Source organism: Brevundimonas sp. UBA7838 (genome assembly GCF_002500885.1).
Classification (GTDB): domain Bacteria; phylum Pseudomonadota; class Alphaproteobacteria; order Caulobacterales; family Caulobacteraceae; genus Brevundimonas; species Brevundimonas vesicularis_C.
This window is the reverse complement of record NZ_DLTK01000131.1, coordinates 1-21,014: the sequence shown is the minus strand read 5'-3', so window position 1 is coordinate 21,014 and position 21,014 is coordinate 1. Positions and strand designations below refer to the sequence as shown.

The 21,014-nt window shown below is 67.3% G+C and carries 19 protein-coding genes and 1 tRNA gene; 12 read left to right on the top strand and 8 right to left on the bottom strand.

Translation table 11 applies throughout. The annotated features are described in order from the left end of the window. The first annotated feature begins 7 nt into the window (after positions 1-7). Positions 8-979 carry an alpha/beta fold hydrolase gene (locus B3T77_RS14185; RefSeq protein WP_292080479.1) on the top strand — a complete coding sequence of 324 codons (972 nt, stop codon included), beginning with the start codon at positions 8-10 and terminating at the stop codon, positions 977-979. Here B3T77_RS14185 and B3T77_RS14180 read toward each other — a convergent pair. Further along, the gene (locus tag B3T77_RS14180; protein WP_292080477.1) at positions 976-1,980 is read right to left on the bottom strand and encodes an LLM class flavin-dependent oxidoreductase; all 1,005 of its coding nucleotides are present in this window, start codon (positions 1,978-1,980) and stop codon (positions 976-978) included. The two genes, B3T77_RS14185 and B3T77_RS14180, sit on opposite strands and share 4 nt — an antisense overlap. A 102-nt stretch (positions 1,981-2,082) precedes the next feature. Here B3T77_RS14180 and B3T77_RS14175 point away from each other — a divergent pair, with 102 nt between their 5' ends. The 7 genes from B3T77_RS14175 to recA all read left to right on the top strand — a co-directional run bounded on the left by B3T77_RS14175 (position 2,083) and on the right by recA (position 9,569). Beyond that, a complete protein-coding gene (locus B3T77_RS14175; RefSeq protein ID WP_292080475.1) occupies positions 2,083-2,361 on the top strand; it encodes a ribonuclease in 279 nt (92 codons plus the stop codon). A gap of 75 nt (positions 2,362-2,436) precedes the next feature. Continuing rightward, positions 2,437-2,934 (top strand): hypothetical protein, encoded by a 498-nt coding sequence (locus B3T77_RS14170; RefSeq protein WP_292080472.1) that lies wholly within the window; start codon positions 2,437-2,439, stop codon positions 2,932-2,934. Continuing rightward, positions 2,931-3,728 carry a PA-phosphatase gene (locus tag B3T77_RS14165; RefSeq protein ID WP_292080470.1) on the top strand — a complete coding sequence of 266 codons (798 nt, stop codon included), beginning with the start codon at positions 2,931-2,933 and terminating at the stop codon, positions 3,726-3,728. Before B3T77_RS14170 ends, B3T77_RS14165 begins: the two co-directional genes overlap by 4 nt. Position 3,729: 1 nt before the next feature. After that, positions 3,730-4,680, top strand: coding sequence for a right-handed parallel beta-helix repeat-containing protein (locus tag B3T77_RS14160; protein WP_292080468.1), 951 nt, complete (start codon positions 3,730-3,732; stop codon positions 4,678-4,680). 67 nt (positions 4,681-4,747) lie between these two features. After that, positions 4,748-6,598, top strand: a complete 1,851-nt coding sequence (locus tag B3T77_RS14155) for a M20/M25/M40 family metallo-hydrolase (protein ID WP_292080507.1) — start codon at positions 4,748-4,750, stop codon at positions 6,596-6,598. A 78-nt stretch (positions 6,599-6,676) separates the two neighbouring features. Further along, complete coding sequence (locus B3T77_RS14150; protein ID WP_292080466.1) at positions 6,677-8,317, top strand: MHYT domain-containing protein; 1,641 nt, start codon at positions 6,677-6,679, stop codon at positions 8,315-8,317. Between the two features lie 169 nt (positions 8,318-8,486). Beyond that, a complete protein-coding gene (gene recA, locus B3T77_RS14145; protein ID WP_055807377.1) occupies positions 8,487-9,569 on the top strand; it encodes a recombinase RecA in 1,083 nt (360 codons plus the stop codon). 287 nt (positions 9,570-9,856) lie between these two features. On the opposite strand, the gene B3T77_RS14140 is transcribed toward recA, so the two are convergent. From B3T77_RS14140 to B3T77_RS14125, 4 genes are all read right to left on the bottom strand, one after another. Beyond that, positions 9,857-12,049 (bottom strand): 3-hydroxyacyl-CoA dehydrogenase NAD-binding domain-containing protein, encoded by a 2,193-nt coding sequence (locus tag B3T77_RS14140; protein ID WP_292080506.1) that lies wholly within the window; start codon positions 12,047-12,049, stop codon positions 9,857-9,859. Positions 12,050-12,066: 17 nt separating this feature from the next. Continuing rightward, a complete protein-coding gene (locus tag B3T77_RS14135; protein ID WP_292080465.1) occupies positions 12,067-13,272 on the bottom strand; it encodes an acetyl-CoA C-acetyltransferase in 1,206 nt (401 codons plus the stop codon). Between the two features lie 204 nt (positions 13,273-13,476). Beyond that, on the bottom strand, positions 13,477-13,698 hold the full coding sequence (locus B3T77_RS14130; protein WP_055807382.1) for a hypothetical protein: 222 nt from the start codon (positions 13,696-13,698) through the stop codon (positions 13,477-13,479). Positions 13,699-13,756: 58 nt separating this feature from the next. Further along, on the bottom strand, positions 13,757-14,992 hold the full coding sequence (locus B3T77_RS14125) for a PQQ-dependent sugar dehydrogenase (protein WP_292080463.1): 1,236 nt from the start codon (positions 14,990-14,992) through the stop codon (positions 13,757-13,759). 188 nt (positions 14,993-15,180) lie between these two features. Between B3T77_RS14125 and B3T77_RS14120 the strand changes: the two genes are divergently transcribed. Beyond that, positions 15,181-15,257 (top strand) — tRNA-Met (locus B3T77_RS14120). A 333-nt stretch (positions 15,258-15,590) separates the two neighbouring features. On the opposite strand, the gene B3T77_RS14115 is transcribed toward B3T77_RS14120, so the two are convergent. Then, positions 15,591-15,947, bottom strand: coding sequence for a response regulator (locus B3T77_RS14115; RefSeq protein WP_292080460.1), 357 nt, complete (start codon positions 15,945-15,947; stop codon positions 15,591-15,593). Between the two features lie 39 nt (positions 15,948-15,986). Here B3T77_RS14115 and B3T77_RS14110 point away from each other — a divergent pair, with 39 nt between their 5' ends. From B3T77_RS14110 to B3T77_RS14100, 3 genes are read left to right on the top strand one after another with little or no spacing between them, the layout of a single operon-like run. Further along, complete coding sequence (locus B3T77_RS14110; protein WP_292080458.1) at positions 15,987-18,470, top strand: CHASE3 domain-containing protein; 2,484 nt, start codon at positions 15,987-15,989, stop codon at positions 18,468-18,470. Next, on the top strand, positions 18,467-18,853 hold the full coding sequence (locus tag B3T77_RS14105) for a response regulator (RefSeq protein WP_292080456.1): 387 nt from the start codon (positions 18,467-18,469) through the stop codon (positions 18,851-18,853). Before B3T77_RS14110 ends, B3T77_RS14105 begins: the two co-directional genes overlap by 4 nt. Further along, positions 18,850-19,134: an Hpt domain-containing protein gene (locus B3T77_RS14100; RefSeq protein WP_292080454.1), complete on the top strand. Its 285-nt coding sequence runs from the start codon at positions 18,850-18,852 to the stop codon at positions 19,132-19,134. The genes B3T77_RS14105 and B3T77_RS14100 overlap by 4 nt, the downstream gene beginning before the upstream one ends. Here B3T77_RS14100 and B3T77_RS14095 read toward each other — a convergent pair. Both B3T77_RS14095 and B3T77_RS14090 read right to left on the bottom strand, forming a co-directional pair. Further along, positions 19,118-20,518 (bottom strand): glycosyltransferase family 2 protein, encoded by a 1,401-nt coding sequence (locus tag B3T77_RS14095; RefSeq protein WP_292080452.1) that lies wholly within the window; start codon positions 20,516-20,518, stop codon positions 19,118-19,120. The genes B3T77_RS14100 and B3T77_RS14095 overlap by 17 nt on opposite strands. A 20-nt stretch (positions 20,519-20,538) precedes the next feature. After that, positions 20,539-21,014 (bottom strand): HEAT repeat domain-containing protein (locus tag B3T77_RS14090; RefSeq protein WP_292080450.1); only part of this gene is annotated, 476 nt, incomplete at its 5' end.

The following is a 21,014-nucleotide window of genomic DNA, read 5'->3' as shown; positions in this document are numbered from 1 at the left end:
GGAAGCGATGCGAACCCGGCATATCAAGACCGACGGTCTGGTCCAACAGGTTCTGGAGGCCGGGTTCGAGGATGACAACGCGCCGCTGGTCCTGCTGATCCACGGTTTCCCCGAACTGGGGGTCAGCTGGCGCGCCCAGGTCCAGGCGATCTCGCAAGCGGGCTATCACGTCGTCGCCCCGGACATGCGGGGCTATGGCGGGACGGACAGGCCGTCGGCGTCGGAGGCCTATTCCATCCTGCATCTGGTCGGGGACATGGTCGATCTGGTCCGCGCGCTGGGCAAGGAGTCCTGTATTGTCGTCGGGCATGACTGGGGCGCGCCGGTGGCCTGGCATTGCGCCCTGTTGCGGCCCGACTTGTTCTCGGCGGTTGCGGGCCTGTCGGTGCCGTTCCAGCCGCGGCGACCAAAGGGGCCGCCCACCGCCGCCATGGCCGCCATTTCGAAGCGGGCCGGGCGGGGCGATCTCTACATCAGCCGATTTCAGGCGCCCGACGCGCACCGGGCGCTGGACGCCGATCCGGCGATGGCGCTGAGGAAACTGTTCTACGCCTATGACGGCGCGACGCCGCCCAAGCGCAGATCGACCGGCTTTATGCCCGAAGGCGTGGCCCTGCTCGACACCATCGCCGACGACGCCACCCTGCCGCCATGGATGAGCGAGGCGCATTTCGACGAATATGTGCAGGCCTTTTCGGTGGGCGGGTTCGAAGGGCCGCTGAACTGGTATCGGGCGATGGATCTGAACTGGTCGCTGACGGCATTCGTGCAGGACCAAAAGATCACCCCGCCCGCCCTGTTCATCGTCGGCGAGGACGACCCGGTGCGCCACTACGCAGGCGGGCACGAGGCGGGCCTGAAGGACTGGGCGCCGAACCTGATCCGCTCGGTCGTCGTGCCGGGCGCGGGTCACTGGATCCAGCAGGAGCGGGCGGATGAGATCAACCGCCTGCTGCTGGATTTCCTGAAACGCCTCTAGGCCGCCTGTTTCGTCGCCATTTGATCACGGACCTCGGCCACGATCTCCAGGCTGCGGATGCGGGCGGTGTTGTCGAACATCATGCCGGTGACCATCAGTTCGTCCACGCCGGTCAGGGCGATGAAGTCGGTCAGCTGGCGCTTGACGGTCTCCGGGCCGCCGATGGCGGAATAGAGCAGCCGGCCCTTGGCGCCGGCGATCTGCTGCGGCGTCAGGATTGTGGTGATGTCGTCGACCGGCGGGGGCAGCTTGCCCGGCTTGCCGGTCGAGAGGCGAGCGAAGCTCTGCTGCATAGAGGTGGACAGGCGTACGCCCTCGGCGTCCGTGTCGGCGGCGAAGACGTTGATCGCGGCCATGGCGTGGGGCTTGGCCAGGCGGTCCGAGGGCACGAACTCGCGGCGATACAGGGCCAGGGCCTCCAGCAGCAGTTCGGGCGCGAAGTGGCTGGCGAAGGCGTAGGGCAGGCCGAGCTGGCCTGCGAGCTGGGCGCTGAACAGGCTGGAGCCCAAGAGCCAGATCGGCACGCGAAGGCCCGCGCCGGGCACGGCGCGGACGGGCTGGTTCTCAGACGCCGGCTCGAACCAGTGGATCAGCTCGACCACATCGCGCGGAAACTGGTCTGCGCCTTCGAAATAGCGCCGCAGCGCACGGGCGGTGGCGCCGTCCGTGCCGGGCGCGCGGCCCAGGCCGAGGTCGATGCGCCCGGGGAACAGGGTTTCCAGCGTGCCGAATTGTTCGGCGACGACCAGGGGCGCATGGTTGGGCAGCATGACGCCGCCGGAGCCGACGCGAATGCGCTCGGTCCCCGCAGCGACATGGCCGATCACGATGGCGGTCGCGGCGCTGGCGATGCCGGGCATATTGTGATGTTCGGCCAGCCAGAACCGCTCATAGCCGAGCCGATCCGCGGCCTGGGCCAGGGCCAGGGTTTCATCCAGGCCGCGTCGGGCGTCGCCGCCTTCGACGATGGGGGAGAGGTCGAGAACTGAGAACGGGATCATGACGCCTAGATCGGGTCTGTCCCTCGGGGTTCAAGGGCAAGGGTCTGGAACCGCACCCGGATCAGGCGCTTTAACCTCATCTCGACGAACGGAGACTGCGTCATGACCGACACCGATCCCACCAAGCCCGAAGTGGATTGTGACGACGCCCGCGAGGCCGCCGACATGGGCGAAAAGCCAGATCTGGGTCATAAGGCCGATACGCTGATCGACGCGCTAGACGGCAGCGATTCGGGATCGGACACGCGCGCAGGTTCTCTGCGCGGCGGTTCGGCTGCAGGCACGGATGACGACCCCGATTCCGCCGAGATTAACGACCGGCTGGCGAAGGAAGGCTCGGCCGATAAGGGCGCGGCGGACCAGGACGACGCCGCAGACTGAGCGGGCGCCTTGTCGCCGCCGCAACCATGCGCCACGGTGGCGCTCTGACCCTCTCGGTCCAAGGACGATCTCTCGATGACGCTTCGCTTGGCGGCCTCCGCCGTCGTGGTTCTGTTTTGCCTTGCAGGATGTGATCGCTCGGCCCAACCGGTCGAGGACAAGGCTGCGCCTGAAGCGTCGGCGCCAGCCGTCCCTAATGCGACGCCTTCAACAGCTGAAGCGCCCGCCGTCGTAGGGGGGGCTACGCCCTCCGCCGCCGACGGCGCGCCGTCCTTTGCGGTCCTCTATCCCGGCGCACAGGTGGACGGACAGCCGGTGGCCGCTGGCGGCGAGGCTGGGCCGGGCGGTCTGGTCACCTTCACCACTACCGCTTCGCCGGACGATGTCGTCGTCTTCTATCGCGAGCGGGCCGAGAAGGCGGGCCTGCGGTCCGTCGCCGGAATGAACCAGGGCGACACACGCGCCTATGGCGCGGCGGCGGACGCCACAAACGGCGCCTCCCTGCAGGTCGTCGCCACGCCGACCGAGTCCGGCGAGACTTCGGTCCAGCTGGGCTGGAGCGCCGGTCAGTGAAGCGGGTCGCCGCCCTGGGCGCGGCGACGGCGATGCTGCTGGCCATGGGGTGCGCAGGGGCGCCCAAGCCGGACGGCGCGATGCCGACGGCGGGCTTCCTAAGCGATGAAACGATCGCCCAACTGACGGATGCGGTCCCGCCGACGCCAGCCCTGGGGTCCGTCGCGGATCTGGCGGACAAGGCGGCTTCGGCGCGTCTTGCAGCGCTGGAGGACGGCGACCGTTGGCTGCTGGCGACCGCCCATGCCGAGCTGCGTCCGCCACTGGCCTTGCAGCATTTCGACTGCGCCTTGGGCGTGCGGCTGGGGTCGGCCGAGACGCCGGTGCTGGACCGGGTGATGGCGCGGATCTTCCATGATGCGAACAGTGCGGCCGAACGCGTCAAGGCGCGCCAGGCGCGGCTGCGGCCGGTCGGCGACGATCCCAGTCGGCGCGCCTGCCAGACCCTGACGCCGGTGGCGAGACGCAGCGCCTCCTATCCGTCCGGCAGCGCGGCGGTCGCAACGGCCTATGGCGAGGCCTTTGCGGCTCTGGAGCCGGACCGCGCGGAGGCCATGCGCCGGATCGGCCAGGAGATCGGAGTCAGCCGCCTGGTGTGCGCTATGCACTATCCCACCGATGTCGCGGTCGGCGAACAGATCGGGCGGGATGTGGCGGCCAGGGCCGTCGACACCCCGGCCTTCCAGGCGGACATGGCGGCGGCGCGGGCCGAGCTGGCGGCTGCGCGTCGCAGCGGCCTGACCAATCCCGGCTGCGCGGCCGAGCGCGCGGCCCTGGCGATCCTTCTGTCCTGATATGACGGCGGTGCTGGCTCTGGCCCTGCTGACCTTCCAGGCTCCGGCCGACCAGCGGTGCACGCCGCAAGAGGTTGCGGCGCTGACGACACCGTCGACGCAGCCCTATCGCCTGACGTGCCAAGCCGACCTGTCGGGCGTCGACATCCGCCGCCGCGTGCTGATCGAGGGCGCGGAAGGTTCAGGAGCGTCGCTGGATTGCGGCGGTGGGACCATCCGCGCGCCGGGCCCGGCGACGACCGCCGCCCCGACCATCGCCGTCTGGTCCCGCCGCGAGGGCGATCGGTGGTCGCGGCCGGTCGATGTGACGATCCGAAACTGCACCGTCGTCGGCAATGTGCGGATCTGGGGCATGGGGGCGGGCGGATCGATGCGCGACCTGCTGGCCTCGTCACGCACCGCCGGACACACGCAAGCGGCCCAGTCCGCCGCGCCGATCCGGGTCACCCTGGACCGGGTTCGGTTCGAGGGCGTGGGGACCATTCCCCTGTATGTCGGCCCCGGGGTCACGCGCACCACGGTGACGCAATCCCTCTTTGTGGGCCGTTCGACCTCCACCGCCGTCTATCTGGACGCCGAGAGCGCAGGCGCGCTGATCCAGGACAACGATTTCGACATTCGCACCGGGCGCGAGCTGATTGCGGTGGACGGGTCTGGCGCCAATCGCATCGTCGGCAACCGGCTGGCGCTGCACGGCAACGGCGGGGTATTTCTGTACCGCAACTGCGGCGAGGACGGCGTGATCCGCCACCAGACGCCGTCCTATAATCAGATTACGGACAATCTGTTCACCGGCGCGGGCTGGTTGCGGCCGCGCGCGGTGGTGATCGGGTCGCGTGAGGGCGGGCGACGCTACTGCGGCGACGATCGCGGCTGGCCGTTCGGGTCAAGCGCGGACGACGGCGACGGGGCCACGGGCAATCTGACGGCGCGGAACATCGTGCGGCGCTGATCGGACGCCTTGCGCAAAGCCGTGGTTCGGGGCTGATTGCGGGACAGAGCGATCCGGGGGATTGGATATGCGGTGGGTGTTGTTTCTGGCGTCCCTTGTGGCGGCCCTCGGTTTGGCGGTGCTGACCGCGCAGACGCCCAAACCCCTGCCCGCTTCGACGCCTGCGGTTCAGTTCTCGGCCGCGCGCGCCATGATGGACGTGAACCGGATCGCACGAGCGCCGCATCCCGTCGGTTCTGCTGAACATCGGCAGGTTCAGACCTATCTCGTCCAAAGGCTGACGGCGCTGGGGCTTCAGCCCAGCCTGCAGACCGGCGCCCTGTCGCCCGCCGCCGTCTCGCGAATAGAGCGGGAGGGCGGAAAAGCGGGCGGCGTTCAGGCGGTCAATATTGTCGGGGTCCTGCCGGGGCGTGACCCCGGCCTGCCCGCGGTCGCCCTGATGGCCCACTACGACAGCGTGCCGAACTCACCCGGCGCCGCCGACGATGCGACCGGCGTGGCCGCCATTCTGGAAGCCGTGCGCGCGATCAAGGCGCGGGGCGGGGCCGAGCGGACGATGGTGGTCCTGTTTACCGACGCCGAGGAGCTGAATCTGGACGGGGCGCGGGCCTTTTTCAGCGAGCATCCGCTGCGCGACGACATCGGCGCGGTGATCAATCTGGAGGCGAGAGGCGGCGGCGGGCGCGCCATGATGTTCGAGACCGGACCCGGCAACGCCCAGACCATCGCCCGCTATGCCCAGGCGACCCAAAGGGCGACGGGCGGGCCGTCCAGCAACGCCCTGGCCATCTTCGTCTATCGGCTGATGCCCAATGGCACGGACTTCACTGTGGCGGCGGATCGCAAGCTGACGGGGATCAATCTGGCCTTCATCGGTCGTCCGGCGCAGTACCATTCTCCGTCCTCGACACCACAGGCGCTGGATCAGGGCAGCGTGCAGCATATCGGCTCCCAGGTGTTGGAAATGGCCGATGATCTTTTGCGGGCGCCGACCCTGCCACAGGCGACGCAGAACGCCGTCTATGCCGACGTCTTTGGCCTGTTCGTCGTGCAGCATTCGTCGGCGATCGGCTGGCTGCTGTTGACTGTGGGAGTCCTGGCGACGGCCTTCGCTGCCTGGGGCGCGCGCCATGCGACGGGTTTGAGAGCCATGTCGGTCGTGCGGGGCGCGGCGGATGGTCTGTGGCTGTTGGCCAGCGCGGTGGTGGTGGGACAGGCGGTGCGCGTCCTGGCCGGGCCGATCGGCCGTCGCGTGGATTCGGCCGACCTCTATTACACCTTGCTGCGTCGCCTGCCGTTTCTGGAAATTGCCGTGGCCCTTTCCATGCTCGGCCTGATTCTGATGCTGACCGCAGGGCGACGCCTGATGGGCCGATGGAGCGCATCTGGAGTGATACTGGCCGCATTCGCGATTGCAGTGGCGCTGGGCGGTTTCAGCCTGCCGGTCGTGGGGGCGACGGTGATTGCGCTGGCGCTCAGCCTAACGCGGCCGGGGCCGCAGGACGCAGACGCCGTCTGGGGCGGCTGGCTGGGGCTGATCATCTTGGTCCTGATCCTGGGCGGCGGGGTGCAGGCGGTGGCGCCGGAAGCCGCCTTCCTGCTGCTGTGGCCTGGTCTGATCGCCGCCCTGGCCGCCGCGTCGACGGCGGTGATCGGCGCCCGCTTCGGCTCGTGGGCATCCCTCGCACCCGCCGTCGTAACGACGGCGGTGGTCGGCGGGTGGTTGCTGGTTCAGGGGCACGGCGTCTTCCTGGGGGTCGGCATGGACATGCCGGGCGCGGTGGGGCCGATCGCCCTGATGATCGCGATGCTGGTCCGCCCGCTGACGCCCGGCACGGGTCGCGCCTTGCCGATCTTCGCCGCCGCCAGTCTGTCGCTCGCCTGCGGAATCGCCGTGGCGGCGAGACTGATCGCGTAAGGCGGGTGCGTTTCGTTGTCGTCGGGGCTGTGAAACCCGGCTAAGGCTATCGCTGCTGTTTCTGGGGGCCTCGCACGCTTGCACCATCTTCACGTCAATCCGTTCACCGTCCTGTCATTGGCGATAGCGATCCTGGGCGCGTGGACGGCTTTGGATCTGTTCAATCGAACCCGCGACCAGATCGGCGCGACGCGGTTGCGTTGGCTGGGCGTCGCCGCCCTGGCGCTGGGCGTCAGCATCTGGTCGATGCATTTCATCGCCATGCTGGGGTTCGAGGTCGAAGGCCCCGTCTTCTATGATCCCGGCCTGACGCTGGTGTCGTTCCTGCTGGCGACGGCCGGCACGTCCGCGGCCTTCGTGACGGCGGGGACGGCGCAGGCCAGCCCCCTGCGGCTGGCGCCGGCGGCCCTGCTGATGGGCGGCTCGATCGTCGCCATGCACTATGTCGGGATGGCGGCGATGCGGATGAACGCCGTCCTGAGTTACCAGCCCGTGCTGGTCGCCCTGTCGGTGGTCGTCGCTGTCGCCGCCGCCTACGCGGCCCTGATCGCGGCCCGTCAGGAGCGGGGCCTGGCCTGGCGCGCGGTCGCCGCCGTGATCCTGGGTCTGGCCATCGTCTCCATGCACCATGTCGGCATGGCGGCCCTGATCCTGACCCCGATCGCCGACGCAGGGCCGGTGGAGGGCGGGGCGTCGCCGGTGGTATTGGCTGTCGCGGTGACGACCGGGGCGGTGACACTGCTGTTTCTTGCGCTGGGCGCCTCGATCGTGGATCAGCGCGCCAATGTCCTGGCGGCCGTGGACGCGGGCGGCGTCGGCTTCTGGGAAGCAACCCTGCCGATGAAGACGACGATGATGTCGCACCGCGCGCGCGAAATCCTGTCCATCGATCCGTCGTGCCGCCTTGGCCCAAGCGAAGTCGGCGACCGTCTGTCGCCCGAGGATCTGCCGTTGCATCGTCAGGCGCTGGAGCGGGCCCTGGCGGGCGAGGGCGAATACGACCAGGAATGGCGTCTGCCGGCCTCTGGCCGGTGGATCCATCTGCGAGGACGCCTGATCCGCAGTCGTTCGGGCCGGCCGATCAAGATGTCGGGCGTCATCACCGACATCACCGATCGCCGTGAGGCCTTCGCCGCCCTGGCCGACAGCGAACGCTTGCAGCGACTGCTGATCAACGAACTGAATCACCGGGTGAAGAACACCCTGGCCACGGTGCAGTCCATCGCCCACCAGACGGCGCGGCGCACGCCGGATGTCGCCACCTTCACCGCCCTGTTCGAGGCGCGGCTGGTGGCCCTGTCCAACACGCAGAACCTGCTGACGGCCGCGAACTGGGAGCATGTCGATCTGCGCGCCATGCTGGCTCAGGAACTGGCCCCCTATGCCGAGGAACAGGTCCGGCTGACCGGTCCGGCCGTCGATCTGAACGCGCAACAGACTCTGGGCATGGGGATGGTCTTTCACGAACTGGCGGTGAACGCCGCCAAATACGGCGCCCTGTCGAACGCCTCGGGCTGTGTGCGGATCGACTGGTCGGTCGCTAACGGCCATCTGCTGCTGGATTGGGTCGAAAGCGGTGGCCCAGCCGTATCGCCGCCTCAGCGCAAGGGCTTCGGCTCGGTCCTAATCGACTCGACCATCAATCGCTCGCTGCACGGCTCGGCGGTCATGACTTACGACCCCGAGGGCGCGAGCTTCAGCCTGCGCCTTCCGCTTTAGACGGCGTCAAAAACGGTCGTAGGATTTGGCTGTCCTCGTTTTGATCAATGAGAACATCTTGTGAACCAGAACAAACCATGCACATAGTCCGCCTCACGAAACGGGGGCGGGTCCAGGCGGGTCTCTCCCAAGCTGAATGACGGGAATCATGGCAAGGGAGACGAAGGCAATGGCTTCACAGGCGGCACTCAAATTGGTGGGCAAGGACGACGGCGACAAGCAACGCGCCCTGGAGGCGGCGATCGCGCAGATCGATCGCGCCTTCGGCAAGGGCTCGGTAATGAAACTGGGCAAGGCGGGCGTGGTCGCCGAGATCGACAGCGTCTCGACCGGCTCGCTGGGCCTGGACATGGCGCTGGGCATCGGCGGTCTGCCGGTCGGGCGGGTTATCGAGGTGTTCGGCCCAGAATCCTCGGGCAAGACGACCCTGGCTCTGCACACCGTCGCGGAAGTGCAGAAGAAGGGCGGGGTCGCCGCCTTCGTCGACGCCGAACATGCGCTGGACCCGGTCTACGCCCAGAAGCTGGGCGTCAATCTGGATGATCTTCTGGTGTCGCAGCCGGACACTGGCGAGCAGGCGCTGGAGATCGTGGATACGCTGGTTCGGTCGGGCGCCGTGGACATTGTGGTCGTCGACTCCGTCGCGGCCCTGACGCCGCGCGCCGAGATCGAGGGCGAGATGGGCGACAGCCTGCCGGGCCTTCAGGCGCGCCTGATGAGCCAAGCGCTGCGCAAGTTGACGGCCTCGATCTCCAAATCGAAATGCATTGTGCTGTTCATCAACCAGATCCGTCACAAGATCGGCGTCATGTACGGCTCGCCCGAGACGACGACGGGCGGCAATGCGCTGAAGTTCTACGCCTCGGTGCGTCTGGACATCCGCCGCACCGGCGCGATCAAGAACCGCGACGAGGTGGTCGGCAACACCACCCGGGTCAAGGTGGTCAAGAACAAGGTCGCCCCGCCGTTCCGCGAGGTCATCTTCGACATCATGTATGGCGAGGGTATTTCCAAACTGGGCGAGGTCATCGACCTGGGCGTCAAGGCCGGCATCATCGAGAAGTCGGGCAGCTGGTTCAGCTATGACTCCACCCGGATCGGTCAGGGCCGCGAGAATGTGCGCGAGTTCCTGAAGCAGAATCCGGACATCGCGGCCTCGATCGAAAAGGCCGTGCGCGCCTCGACCAACAAGATCGCCGACGAACTGCTGGGCACGCCCGAGCCGGACGAGGGCCAGGACCTGGAAGGCTGACGCCAGCATCCGAGGCTGGGCGGACTGTCAAAGTTGGTCCAGCTCTCGATCCGGTCTTTTCACCGCTACTCCGTCGCCCTAGCGACCCGCCACCGACCCCGCGAAGGGCGGCGGAGCGACCCGCTCGACCTCGTGTCGGGCGGGTCTTTTTTATGGTGCAGCATCTTCCCCAGTCGTCATTCCGGGTCTGCGCTGCGCGCCCGGAATGACTAAAGAAAGGTGCGGCCAAACGAAAACGGGCGACCCGAAGGCCGCCCGTTCGTCGTTTTACCGATGTCGCCTGCTGATCAGGCGGCGGCCTTCTCCGGGGTGAACTTGCCGTAGAAGGTTTCGTTCTTCGCCGCCATGTCGCGCAACAACTGCGGGACCTTGAACCGGTCGCCGTAGGTCGCGGCCAGGCGGTCTGCGGTTTCGACGAATTTGGCCAGGCCGATGCCGTCGATCATGCTGATCGGACCGCCGGTCCAGGGCGCGAAGCCCCAGCCCAAGATGGCGCCCAGATCGGCTTCGCGCGGATCGTCGATGACGCCTTCTTCCCAGCAACGCGCCACTTCGACGGCCTGGCGATACAGCAGACGTGTCTTCAGCTCGTCGATCTGAGCGAAGGCGGTCGCCTCTTCCGGCTGATCGATACCCTTGGTAGTCGGGGCCAGTTCGCCCAATCCCTTCCAGATCGTCTTGGGCTTCTGATCGTAATCGTAGAAGCCCTTGCCGTTCTTGCGACCGAAACGCCCGCCCTCGACCATCTTGGCGACGATGTCGGCGCCTTCCGACGGGACGTATTTGTCGCCCAGATCCAGCGCCGTCTGTTTGGCGATCTTGTAGGACAGGTCTAGGGCGACGTCGTCGTGCATCTCCAGCGGGCCGCGCGGCATGCCGGTCATGCGACCGACATTGTCGATCAGGGCCGGGCCGTAGCCCTCTTCCAGCATCGCCATGCCCTCCATCAGGAAGGTGGAGAAGCAGCGCGAGGTGTAGAAACCGCGGCTGTCGTTAACGACGATCGGCGTCTTCTTGATCTTCAGCACATAGTCCAGCGCCTTGGCGATGGCGGCCTGACCCGTCTTTTCACCCAGGATGATCTCGACCAGCATCATCTTGTCGACGGGCGAGAAGAAGTGGATGCCGATGAAGTCCTCAGGCCGCACCGAAGCCTCGGCCAGGCCGGTGATCGGCAGGGTCGAGGTGTTGGAGCCGAACACAGCGCCGTCAGCCAGTTGCGCCTCGGCGCGCTTGGTCACATCCGCCTTGATCTCCCGGTTCTCGAACACGGCCTCGACGACCAGATCGGAACCCTTGATCAGCTCATAGTCCGTCGTCGCCGTGACCGAACCAAGCAGGGCGTCATACTTCTCCTGCGTCAGCTGACCGCGCGACAGGCGCTTCTTCAGCAGTTCCTCAACGTGGGCCTTGCCCTTGTCGGCGGCTTCCTGCGTCTGGTCGATCAAGATGGTTTCAATGCCGGCCAGCGCCTGCACATAGGCGATGCCCGCGCCCATCATGCCGGCGCCGATGACCGTGACCTTCTTCGGATCGGACTTGGGCACGCCGGCCGGGCGAACGGCGCCCTTGTCCAGCTCCTGCTTGGACAGGAATAGCGAACGGATCATGGCCTGCGCCTGCGGCGTCATCAGGGTCTTGATGAAGTAGCGGGTCTCGATGCGCAGAGCCGCATCCATCGGCACCTGGGCGCCTTCGTAAACGGCCTTCATCAGGTTCACGACGGCCGGATAGTTGCCGTAGGACTGCTTACGCAGCATGGCGTTGCCGACCATGAAGTTCTGAATGCCGGCCGGGTGATAGGGGCCGCCGCCGGGCAGTTTGAACGACTTCTCGTCCCAAGGCTGGACGGCCTTGCCGCCGTTCTTGATCCATGCCTTGGCGGCCTCGACCGACTGGCCCTTTTCGACAACTTCATGGACGATGCCGGCGCCCTTGGCGTCGTTCGGGCGGAAGGACTTGCCCTCGCTCATCGCCATCATGGCGTTCTGGACGCCGACCAGGCGGGTCAGGCGCTGGGTGCCGCCGCCGCCGGGGAACAGGCCGACCTTGATCTCGGGCAGGCCCAGCTGGATCTTGTTGTCATTCTCGACCACCCGGTAGTGAGCGGCCAGGGTGAACTCCAGCCCGCCGCCCAAAGCGAGGCCGTTGATCGCGGCCGCGATCGGCTTGCCCGAGGTTTCCAGCGCACGGAAGGCGCCGTTCAGCTTCCAGCCGGCGTCGAACGCCTTTTGCAGGTCGCCGCCGCCCGACAGCACGCCGCCGGCCATGTCGCCCAGGTCCGCGCCGGCGCAGAAGCCCGAGGCCTTGCCCGAGGTGATGACGGCGCCCTTGATGGCGTCGTCGGTCTTGATGCGTTCGACCAGCTCGGGGATTTCCTTCATCACCGAAGAGGTCAGGGTGTTCATCGAACGGCCCGGAACGTCGAAGGTGACCAGGGCGATGCCGTCGGCGTCGACGTCGATCTTGAAGTTTTCCATATCCATTTGCTCCTGGATCAGACGCGTTCGATGACGGTGGCGGTGCCCATGCCGCCGCCGATGCACAGGGTGACCAGGGCGGTCGACTTGTTCGAGCGCTCCAGCTCGTCAAGCGCGATGCCGGTTATCATGGCGCCGGTGGCGCCGAGCGGGTGGCCCATCGAGATGCCGCCGCCGTTCACGTTCATCTTGGCGTGGTCGATGTCTAGCGCCTGCATGTAGCGCAGGACGACGGCCGCGAAGGCCTCGTTCAGCTCCCACAGGTCGATGTCGTCGGGCGTCATGCCCAGCTTATTCAGCAGCTTGCGGGTCACATATTCCGGGCCGGTCAGCATGATCGACGGCTCCGAGCCGATCGAGGCGCCGCCCAGGATCTTGGCGCGCGGCTTCAGGCCCAGGGCCTGGCCGGCTTCCAGCGAACCGATCAGCACGCCGGCCGAACCATCGACGATGCCGGACGAGTTGCCCGGAGTGTGGACGTGATTGACGCGCTCGACCTCGGGATAGCGCTGGTTGATCACGCCGTCGAAGGCCATTTCGCCCATCATGGCGAAGGAGGGGTTCAGGCTGCCGAGCGCCTGCATGTCCGTGTTCGGACGGATCGTCTCGTCATGATCCAGGATGGTCAGGCCCAGCTGGTCCTTGACGCCGATCACCGAGTTCTTGAACCGGCCCTCGGCCCAGGCCTTGGCGGCGCGCTTGTGGCTTTCGACCGAATAGGCGTCCACGTCGTCGCGGCTGAAGCCGTATTTGGTAGCGATCATGTCCGCCGACACGCCTTGCGGCACGAAATAGGTCGAGAAGGCCGAAGAGGGGTCGGTCGGCCAGGCGCCCATATCCGAACCCATGGGCACGCGGCTCATGACCTCGACGCCGCCCCCGACGGCGAAGTCGGCCTCGCCGGACTTCACCTTGGCCGTCGCCATGTTCACGGCTTCCAGGCCCGAGGCGCAGAAGCGGTTGATCTGGACGCCCGCCGTATATTGCGACCAGCCGGCCGAGAGTACGGCCGTGCGCGCGATGTCGGCGCCGAGTTCGCCCACGGGCGTGACGCAGCCCAGGATGACGTCATCGACCTTGGAGGTGTCCAGGTCGTTGCGGTCGCGCAGGGCTTCCAGCACCTGGGTCGCCAGGCTGAGGCCGGTGATCTCGTGCAGCGAGCCGTCCTTCTTGCCCTTGCCGCGCGGCGTGCGGACGGCGTCGTAGATATAGGCGTCAGCCATGGAAGTGCGTCTCCATCTTTGGGCCCATCCTCAACGTGCGGCAGGTCGCGGCACGACGGACAAGGCGGTTCCAAGCGTGGACGCCAAGAACCCTACGTTTACGTCAACGTCAAGTAATAAGCCGCGTGATCGCGACCGGTTGCGGCGGATGCTTTGACGGACTGAAGGTATGAGAGCGTGGGAACGCCGGCCGAGCGCCCGCTGTCAGCGAGGTGGAATACGGGTGGCGCCGCCAGTGATCTTGCAGGCGTATTCGGTCTGCGGACGGCCGGTCTGAACGCCAGTCGGCGTCAAAATGCCTTGGTCACGCGTGCAGGCGGCCTCCAGGGCGTTCAGCTCCTGCTGATAGCTATTGGTCGCGCCCATCGTGCCGCAGCCCGAAAGCAGCGGCAGGACAATGGCGGCGGAAAGGATGAGGATACGCATGGTTCGCTGCTCCCTTTGGAGCGTCAACCGCTCCGCATAGCCCCCCGGCCCTCGAAGACTACTGCGTCGCCGACAGCCTGACCAGCTTGCCGTTCTGCTCGTCGGTGATGGCCCAGACCGACCCGTCGGCGCCGACCGCCACGTCGCGGATGCGCTCGCCCAAGTCTGTCAGCAGGCGTTCCTCGCCCACCACCCGGTCATTCTGGATGACCAGACGCGCAATATGTTTTTCCTTCAGGCCCGCGACCAGGAGGTTGCCGTCCCAGCCGGGGAACATGGCGCCCTGATAGAAGGTCGCGCCGCCGGGTGCGATCACCGGATCCCAGTAATAGACGGGCTGTTCGGTGCCATCCTTTTGCGTCGCGCCGCTGTTGATCTGACCGCCCGCATATTCGACGCCGTAGGCCGCATCCGGCCAGCCGTAGTTGGCGCCGGCCTTGTCCAGATTGACCTCGTCGCCGCCGCGCGTGCCATGTTCGATGGTCCAGATGGCGCCCGTTCCCGGCTGAACGGCAACGCCCTGGACGTTGCGGTGTCCCAGGCTCCAGATTTCCGGCAGGGCTCCGGCGCGGCCAACGAAGGGATTGTCTTGCGGGACCGTGCCGTCGGCGTTGATGCGGATGGTCTTGCCCATGTGCGAGCCTAGATCCTGCGCCTGGGGCCGCATGGGCTTGTCCGAGCGCTCGCCCAGTGTGATGAACAACTTGCCGTCCGGCGCGAAGGCCAGGGACGACCCGAAATGCTTGTCGCCGTCATAGACGGGCAGGGCGCGGAAGATGACCTGAACATTCTCGACGCGCGATCCGTCGTCCAACAGTCGACCGCGCGCGACCGAGGTGGCGTTGCCGCCTTCCCGCGGTTCGGCATAGCTCCAATAGATCATGCGATCCTGCGCAAAGCTCGGCCCGACGATCACATCCAGCAGGCCGCCTTGACCGCGCGCGTCGATGGCGGGCAAGCCCGCGACCGGTTCGCCGACCTGGCCCTGGACGGTGATGATGCGCAGACGACCCGGCTTTTCGGTGACCAGCCAGCGGCCGTCGGGCAGGGCCGCCAGACCCCAGGGGTGGACAAGGCCCGAGGCGACCACCGTGTGGGTCATGGCCTGTTCGGTCTTGACGCCCGGCGCGCGGGTCTGGCCGGCGAAGGCCGGTTGCTGATCGGGATTGTTCGCCGGACGCGTTTCCAGCGGGGCCCCGGCCTGAGGCGCGGCGCCGGCGCTCTCGCTATTTGCGCCACAGGCGGCGGCGAGAACGAGCAGGGATGTCGAGGCGGCGGCGACGATCAGGCGCATGAATGGAGAGCTCCGGCTGAGCTGTAGGCAGTCGTTACGAAACGGCGAGGCCAGCGTTACCGTTCCTGGCTCAGACCGTCTTGCGCTCTATCGCCGCAGGTTCTGGTCCGAGACGACTTGAACCGCGCGCCCGACGGCGATATAGGCACGCCTCTTTCGCGCTGGCCTCGGCCGCGCGCAGGGCCCGGGACTGGGTAGCTCAGATGGTTAGAGCGGTGGATTCATAACCCACAGGTCGGCGGTTCGATCCCGCCTCCAGTCACCATTTTTGTCTGACGTCACAACTAGTTAGACTCCGTCAAAGATAACTGGACTCATGGGCCCGCCCCGCGGTCTCGGGGCCGCCTCATAACTCCGGGCTGCCCGGCAATCGGAAGCCGTCGTGGCCGCTTCGGGCTCAACGCAGTCTTTGGCGACGTCCGCTTCTGGGTCAGTTGTAGATCAGTCGCCAATGAGCGGGTCTGACTCTTGGTTGACCTTCCACCTGTCCGCTTTCCGGCTGCATCCGAACCAAACCCAGTGAGCCTCTTGCTGATTGAGGGTGGCGGTTCGGAAAGACTGGCCCCCCGGCTCGGAAGATGAAGGATCAAGCCACGTCTCAGGCTAATAATAGAGCCGCCTTCAACGCATCCTCGGTGATCGGCTTGGTCAGGGTGGCGTGGGCCCCCAGGCCGGAGGCCATCTGCAGGATCGGGCCGGGGCCCAGCCGGCCGCCGCCGGTGATGGCGACCACCCGCATGATGTCCCTCAGATGCCGGGTCTCGAGGATGAAGTTCAGGCCGTCGCGATCGGGCATCAGGATGTCGACAACGACCGCGTCGGGCTCCCAGGTCCGCACGATTTCCAGACCCTCATCGACCGAACCGCCGGTCATGACCTGGTAACCCATGCGCTTCAGCATATCCTCCAGATGGCCCAGCATCAGGGGATCGTCCTCGATGACACACACTTTCATGGTCAACCTGCGGATGTATCTGCCTTTGCGGTTTAACCGATGACTCCCGTCGCGCGTCAATCCGAAAAACGGCGATACCAGCTGGTGGTCTCCCTTGCGGCCGCCATTTTCGGCGTTCTGCTGGTGTTGACCGGGGTAGAGCTCAGGCGAGAGTTCGCCAGCGCCGGGGCCTTGCGGGCGGCGGTGCAGCGGTCCTACGATACCCGCCTCCAGATTCAGTCGGTGTTCTCGCTGATGCAGGACGCGGAGACCGGCCAGCGGGGGTACATCATCACCGGCAACGCCAGTTTCCTCGAACCCTACGATCACGCGCTGGATCGTGTTGATAGCCAGATGACGGCGCTGGGCGGCCTCTACGAAGGCAATGCCGAGCAGACCGGGAACTATCGGAACCTGTCACGCCAGATCGCCCGGAAGCGGCAGATCATGCAACGCTCGATCAGCCTGCGGCAAGGCGGTGACGCCGCGGCCGCCTCCGCGCAGGTCTCGACCGGCGAGGGCAAGGCCGCCATGGACGATATCCGCCGGGTGGTGGATCACATGACCCGATACGAGGCCAACCATCTGGCCCAGCTGTCCGACAGGGCCCAAGGCCGCACGGCGCGAACCGAAATCCTGGTGGTGGCCCTGTTCCTCGCGCTGGTGCTGACAGCAGCGGGCGCGGCGTTTCTGGTCTGGCGCTATCTGGCCACGCGCGGCGCACTGCTGGAACGCCTGGAGGCGGCCGCGGCGCGGCATGCCGCCACCCTGGACAGCGCCTTCGACGCCATCATCACCCTGAACCCCAGCGGCAGCATCGAGACGCTCAATCCGGCGGCCGAACGGATGTTCGGCTGGCGCGCGGAAGACCTGGTCCGGCGCGACGTTGGCGTCCTGATCGATCTGGCGAATAACGGCGAAGGCTCGTTCCTGGACCGTCTGGGCGCCAGCCAGGGCGCCTTGGCCGACGGTCTGCTGCGGGAGCTGAACGGCAAGCGGCGGGACGGGCAGACCTTCGCAGCCGATGTGGCGCTCGCCGCCATGGACCTGCCGACCGGGCGACATGTTGTGGCGGTGGTGCGCGACATCACCGAGCGGCGGCGGGTGGCCGAGATGAAGGACGCCTTCGTCTCGACGGTCAGTCACGAACTCCGGACGCCGCTGACCTCCATCGCCGGGTCGCTGGGCCTGCTGGCCGGTGGAGCCGGGGGGGAGCTTCCGGACAAGGCCGCGCGCCTGATCGGCATCGCCCATTCCAACAGCCAGCGGCTGGTGCGGCTGATCAACGACATCCTGGATGTCGAGAAGCTGGAGTCCGGCAAGCTGATCTTGGCCATGTCGCCGCTCGACCTGAGGGAGATCGCCGCGCGGTCGATCGACGTCGTTCGGGGTTACGCGGATCAGCTCGGCGTCTCGCTGAGTCTCGGCGAGGGTGATCCGGCCCCGGTGCGGGGCGATGCGGACCGGCTGATCCAGGTGGTGACCAACCTGCTGTCCAACGCGGCGAAATTCTCGCCCGCGGGCGGGGAAGTCGCGGTGACTGTCAATCCCGAGGCCCGGATCGCACGCCTCAGCGTCACCGACCACGGTCCAGGCATTCCGGAGGCCTTCCGCTCGCGCATCTTCGGCAAGTTCGCTCAAGCGGACTCGACGGACACCCGGGCCAAGGGCGGGACGGGGCTGGGCCTCGCCATCGCCCGTGAGATCGCCGAACGCCACGGCGGACGGCTGTGGTTCGAGTCCGCCGAGGGAGACGGCGCCACCTTCCATCTGGACCTCCCGCTCGATCTGCCTGAACAGGCCAGCAGCCGGGGCGTGGGCCGCATCCTGATCTGCGAGGACGATCCGGACGCCGCCAGGATCCTTGCCGAGATGATGGCGCAGGAGGGTTATGACGCCGACGTCGCCGCCACCGCCCGCGAGGCCCTGACCATGGCCCGGGCCGGGCGCTATGCGCTGGGGCTGGTCGACCTTCATCTGCCGGACGCGGACGGCGTCAGTCTGATCCGGGCTCTGAAGGCCGGCGAGGACACGCGCGCCATGCCCGTGATCGTGGTGTCCGGCGACGTCGCCCGCGGCAAGGTGAGGGGACGGTCGCTCGAGGTGGCGGACTGGATGGAGAAGCCGGTCGATCCATCGCGTCTGCGCCTGGCGGTGCAGGCCCTCGCCCGGGCGGACGCCAAGCCGGTCGTGCTGCATGTGGACGATGATCGCGACATTCTGGAGGTGACGCGACAGGCCCTGACCTCAGTCGAGGTTCGCGGCGTCGAGAGCCTCGCCGAGGCGCGTGAGGCCCTGCAGGACCGCCGTCCGGACCTCGTGATCCTCGATCTGGGGCTGCCGGACGGGCATGGTCTGGACCTGCTGCCGGAACTGACAGATGAGGAGGGGCGAACCATCCCCGTGGTCATCTATTCCGCGCAGGATACGGACCGTCAGGCGGCGCCGGCGGTTCAGGCGGTGCTGACCAAGTCTCGGATGTCCCTGACCCAGCTGGCGCGGACAGTTCGTCGCCTGACCCGTAGTTCCGGAGGCCGCTCATGAGCACCGCACTGACCGTTCTTCATGTCGACGACGAGGACGACATCCGCGAGGTGGCGGCGTTCGCGCTGGAGCTGGACCCGGGCATAAGCCTGACCTCGGCGGCCTCCGGACAGGCGGCGCTGTCGGTTCTGGACGGCGGCCTGCGCCCGGACGTCATCCTGCTGGACGTGATGATGCCTCACCTCGACGGGCCCGGCACGCTGGGGCGTCTGCGGGAGCGGCCCGAGCATGTGCAGACCCCGGTCATCTTCATGACCGCGCGGGCGCAGTCAGGTGAGGTTGATCACTACCGGGCGCTTGGAGCGCTCGACGTCATCATCAAGCCGTTCGATCCGATGACCCTGGCCAAAGACGTGCGGGCCATTCTCGCGGCCCGGCGATGACGGACGTCCTCGCGGCCTTGCGGGCGCGCTTTCTGGAGCGTTGCGCCGGTGATGTGGTGCGGCTTGAGGACCTGCTGGCGCGCGATGACCTCGGCGCTGAAGCGCTACGCAGTCTGATGCACAGCTTGTCGGGCGCGGCGGGCACCTTCGGCTTTCCGGAGATCAGTCTGGCCGCCGGCGCGGCGGACGACGCGTTCGCCGCGGGCGGGACACCGTCATGCGACGAAATCCATCACCTGATCCGGACCATGGAGGCGGCGCTGGTCACACCGGAGGGCTGAAGCCCCGGCGGGTCATCGTTCCCCACGATTGGCTACGGCGCAGGTACTGCCAGACGCCGCGCAGGCGCCAGAGGTTGTTCAGCTGGCGGTAGCCGAAATTCTCAAGCACCGCGATGCCGGTCAGCAGCAGGAGGTCCCGGGCGCGCGGGAACCTGCGCAACTCGGATTCCTCGAGCGCCAGCGCGCCGACCGAAAGCACCACGCCGAAGGTGAAGCTGACCGCCAGGAAGGCCAGCAGGTACTCGAGCGACAGCAGGCCCAGCACCCAGAAGGCCGGAATCAAAATGTAGCCCAGCATCTCGACGATCGGGCCCAGCACATCCACGAGGAAGATGTAGCCGAAGCCGACGGGCCCCAGTCGGCCGTAACGGGGTCGGAACATCACATCCCAGTGCCGCTCGAAGGTTTCCAGCGCGCCGCGATGCCAGCGGGCGCGTTGACGGCCCAGCACCCTCAAGTCCTCGGGCGCCTCGGTCCAGCAGACAGGCTCCGGCACGAAGGCCACCCGGTACGGGCGGCCCTGGTTGCGCATCAGCCGGTGCAGCTTGACCACCAACTCCATGTCCTCGCCGACCGTCCCGTGGGTATAGCCGCCCGCCTCGATTACGCGCGCCCGCCGGAACAGGCCGAAGGCGCCGGAGATGATGGTCAGAGTGTTGATCCGGCTCCAGGCGAGCCGGGCCATCAGGAAGGCGCGCAGGTATTCCACCGTCTGCAGCAGGGCCAGCAGGTTGCGGGGCGGGCGCACCTCCAGAACTCGCCCGTCGCGAATGACGCAGCCGTTCGCGATCCGGACGGTGCCGCCGACGGCGACCGTACGCTCCGGGTCCTCCACAAAGGGACGGACGGCGCGCAGCAGGGCGTCAGGCTCCAGCAGGGAGTCGGCGTCCATCGAGCAGAAGATGGGCGCCCGGGACACGTTGATCCCGGCGTTCAGGGCGTCCGCCTTGCCGCCGTTTTCCTTGTCCACCACGATCAGGCGAGGCTGGTGCGTCGCCGCGTAGACGCCCCGGATCGGCTGATGGTCCAGCGCCTGATCATAGTGCCGTTGGACGAGCTTCAGCTCATACGCGTCGATCAGCACCTGCAGGGTGGCGTCCTTCGACCCGTCGTTGATGACGATCACCTCGAAGCTGGGATAGCGGAGCGACAGCAGGGAGCGCACGCTCTGAACGATCGTCATCGCCTCGTTGTAGGCGGGCGCCAGCAAGGCGATCGGGGGCGAGGCTTCCGCATAGCGTCGCCACAGGACCGCGGGCTGGGGAATCGGGGGACGGGTCGCCAGCGCCCGGGCCGCCAGCAACAGCTGGAACATATAGATGAGGTTCTGGGCCACCCCCGTTCCGATGACGAACAGGGCGATGGAGCGGGCGAAACCGACCATCAGGACGGCGATCTCGTGGGTCACGACGTCGCCTCCGAGAGGCCGCGTTCCGCCAGAACCAGCGAGGCGGCGCGCCGCATGAGGTCCTGATCGGCTCGGGCGGCGATCCGCAGGCTGGCGACGCCCTTGTCGCCCAGCATGGTCAGTGCCTCGCCGGCCCGGAACCGCACCCACCAGGCGGGATCGGCCAGGGCCTGGACCAGCAGGGGCGCGGCCTCGAGCAGGCCGATGCGTCCGGCGGCCTCGCATGCGGCGGACCGGACTTCCCAGATCTCGTCTTCCAGCGCGGTCATCATCGCCGGCGCGGCTGCGGGATGGCCGAGCACGCCCAGCGCGCGGATGGAGGCGATCCGGAGTTCGAGCTCAGGCGCAGCCGCGTTGCGCATCAGGGGTTCGACGGCGCGGTAGTCGCCCGCTGCACCCAGAGCATCCGCCAGAAGGGCGCGGGCCGCCGCCGGCGCGGTCGAGAGCATGAAGGCGTCCAGCGCCTGGGCCG

What these genes read in the sequence shown, in the direction of transcription:
- B3T77_RS14155 (WP_292080507.1), top strand. Translation starts at nt 4,748, where the DNA reads ATGCGGTGGGTGTTGTTTCTGGCGTCCCTTGTGGCGGCCCTCGGTTTG.
- B3T77_RS14160 (WP_292080468.1), top strand. Translation starts at nt 3,730, where the DNA reads ATGACGGCGGTGCTGGCTCTGGCCCTGCTGACCTTCCAGGCTCCGGCC.
- B3T77_RS14175 (WP_292080475.1), top strand. Translation starts at nt 2,083, where the DNA reads ATGACCGACACCGATCCCACCAAGCCCGAAGTGGATTGTGACGACGCC.
- B3T77_RS14180 (WP_292080477.1), bottom strand. Translation starts at nt 1,980, where the DNA reads ATGATCCCGTTCTCAGTTCTCGACCTCTCCCCCATCGTCGAAGGCGGC.
- B3T77_RS14115 (WP_292080460.1), bottom strand. Translation starts at nt 15,947, where the DNA reads ATGAAAGTGTGTGTCATCGAGGACGATCCCCTGATGCTGGGCCATCTG.
- recA (WP_055807377.1), top strand. Translation starts at nt 8,487, where the DNA reads ATGGCTTCACAGGCGGCACTCAAATTGGTGGGCAAGGACGACGGCGAC.
- B3T77_RS14095 (WP_292080452.1), bottom strand. Translation starts at nt 20,518, where the DNA reads ATGGTCGGTTTCGCCCGCTCCATCGCCCTGTTCGTCATCGGAACGGGG.
- B3T77_RS14185 (WP_292080479.1), top strand. Translation starts at nt 8, where the DNA reads ATGCGAACCCGGCATATCAAGACCGACGGTCTGGTCCAACAGGTTCTG.
- B3T77_RS14130 (WP_055807382.1), bottom strand. Translation starts at nt 13,698, where the DNA reads ATGCGTATCCTCATCCTTTCCGCCGCCATTGTCCTGCCGCTGCTTTCG.
- B3T77_RS14170 (WP_292080472.1), top strand. Translation starts at nt 2,437, where the DNA reads ATGACGCTTCGCTTGGCGGCCTCCGCCGTCGTGGTTCTGTTTTGCCTT.
- B3T77_RS14105 (WP_292080456.1), top strand. Translation starts at nt 18,467, where the DNA reads ATGAGCACCGCACTGACCGTTCTTCATGTCGACGACGAGGACGACATC.
- B3T77_RS14125 (WP_292080463.1), bottom strand. Translation starts at nt 14,992, where the DNA reads ATGCGCCTGATCGTCGCCGCCGCCTCGACATCCCTGCTCGTTCTCGCC.
- B3T77_RS14100 (WP_292080454.1), top strand. Translation starts at nt 18,850, where the DNA reads ATGACGGACGTCCTCGCGGCCTTGCGGGCGCGCTTTCTGGAGCGTTGC.
- B3T77_RS14135 (WP_292080465.1), bottom strand. Translation starts at nt 13,272, where the DNA reads ATGGCTGACGCCTATATCTACGACGCCGTCCGCACGCCGCGCGGCAAG.
- B3T77_RS14140 (WP_292080506.1), bottom strand. Translation starts at nt 12,049, where the DNA reads ATGGAAAACTTCAAGATCGACGTCGACGCCGACGGCATCGCCCTGGTC.
- B3T77_RS14110 (WP_292080458.1), top strand. Translation starts at nt 15,987, where the DNA reads ATGACTCCCGTCGCGCGTCAATCCGAAAAACGGCGATACCAGCTGGTG.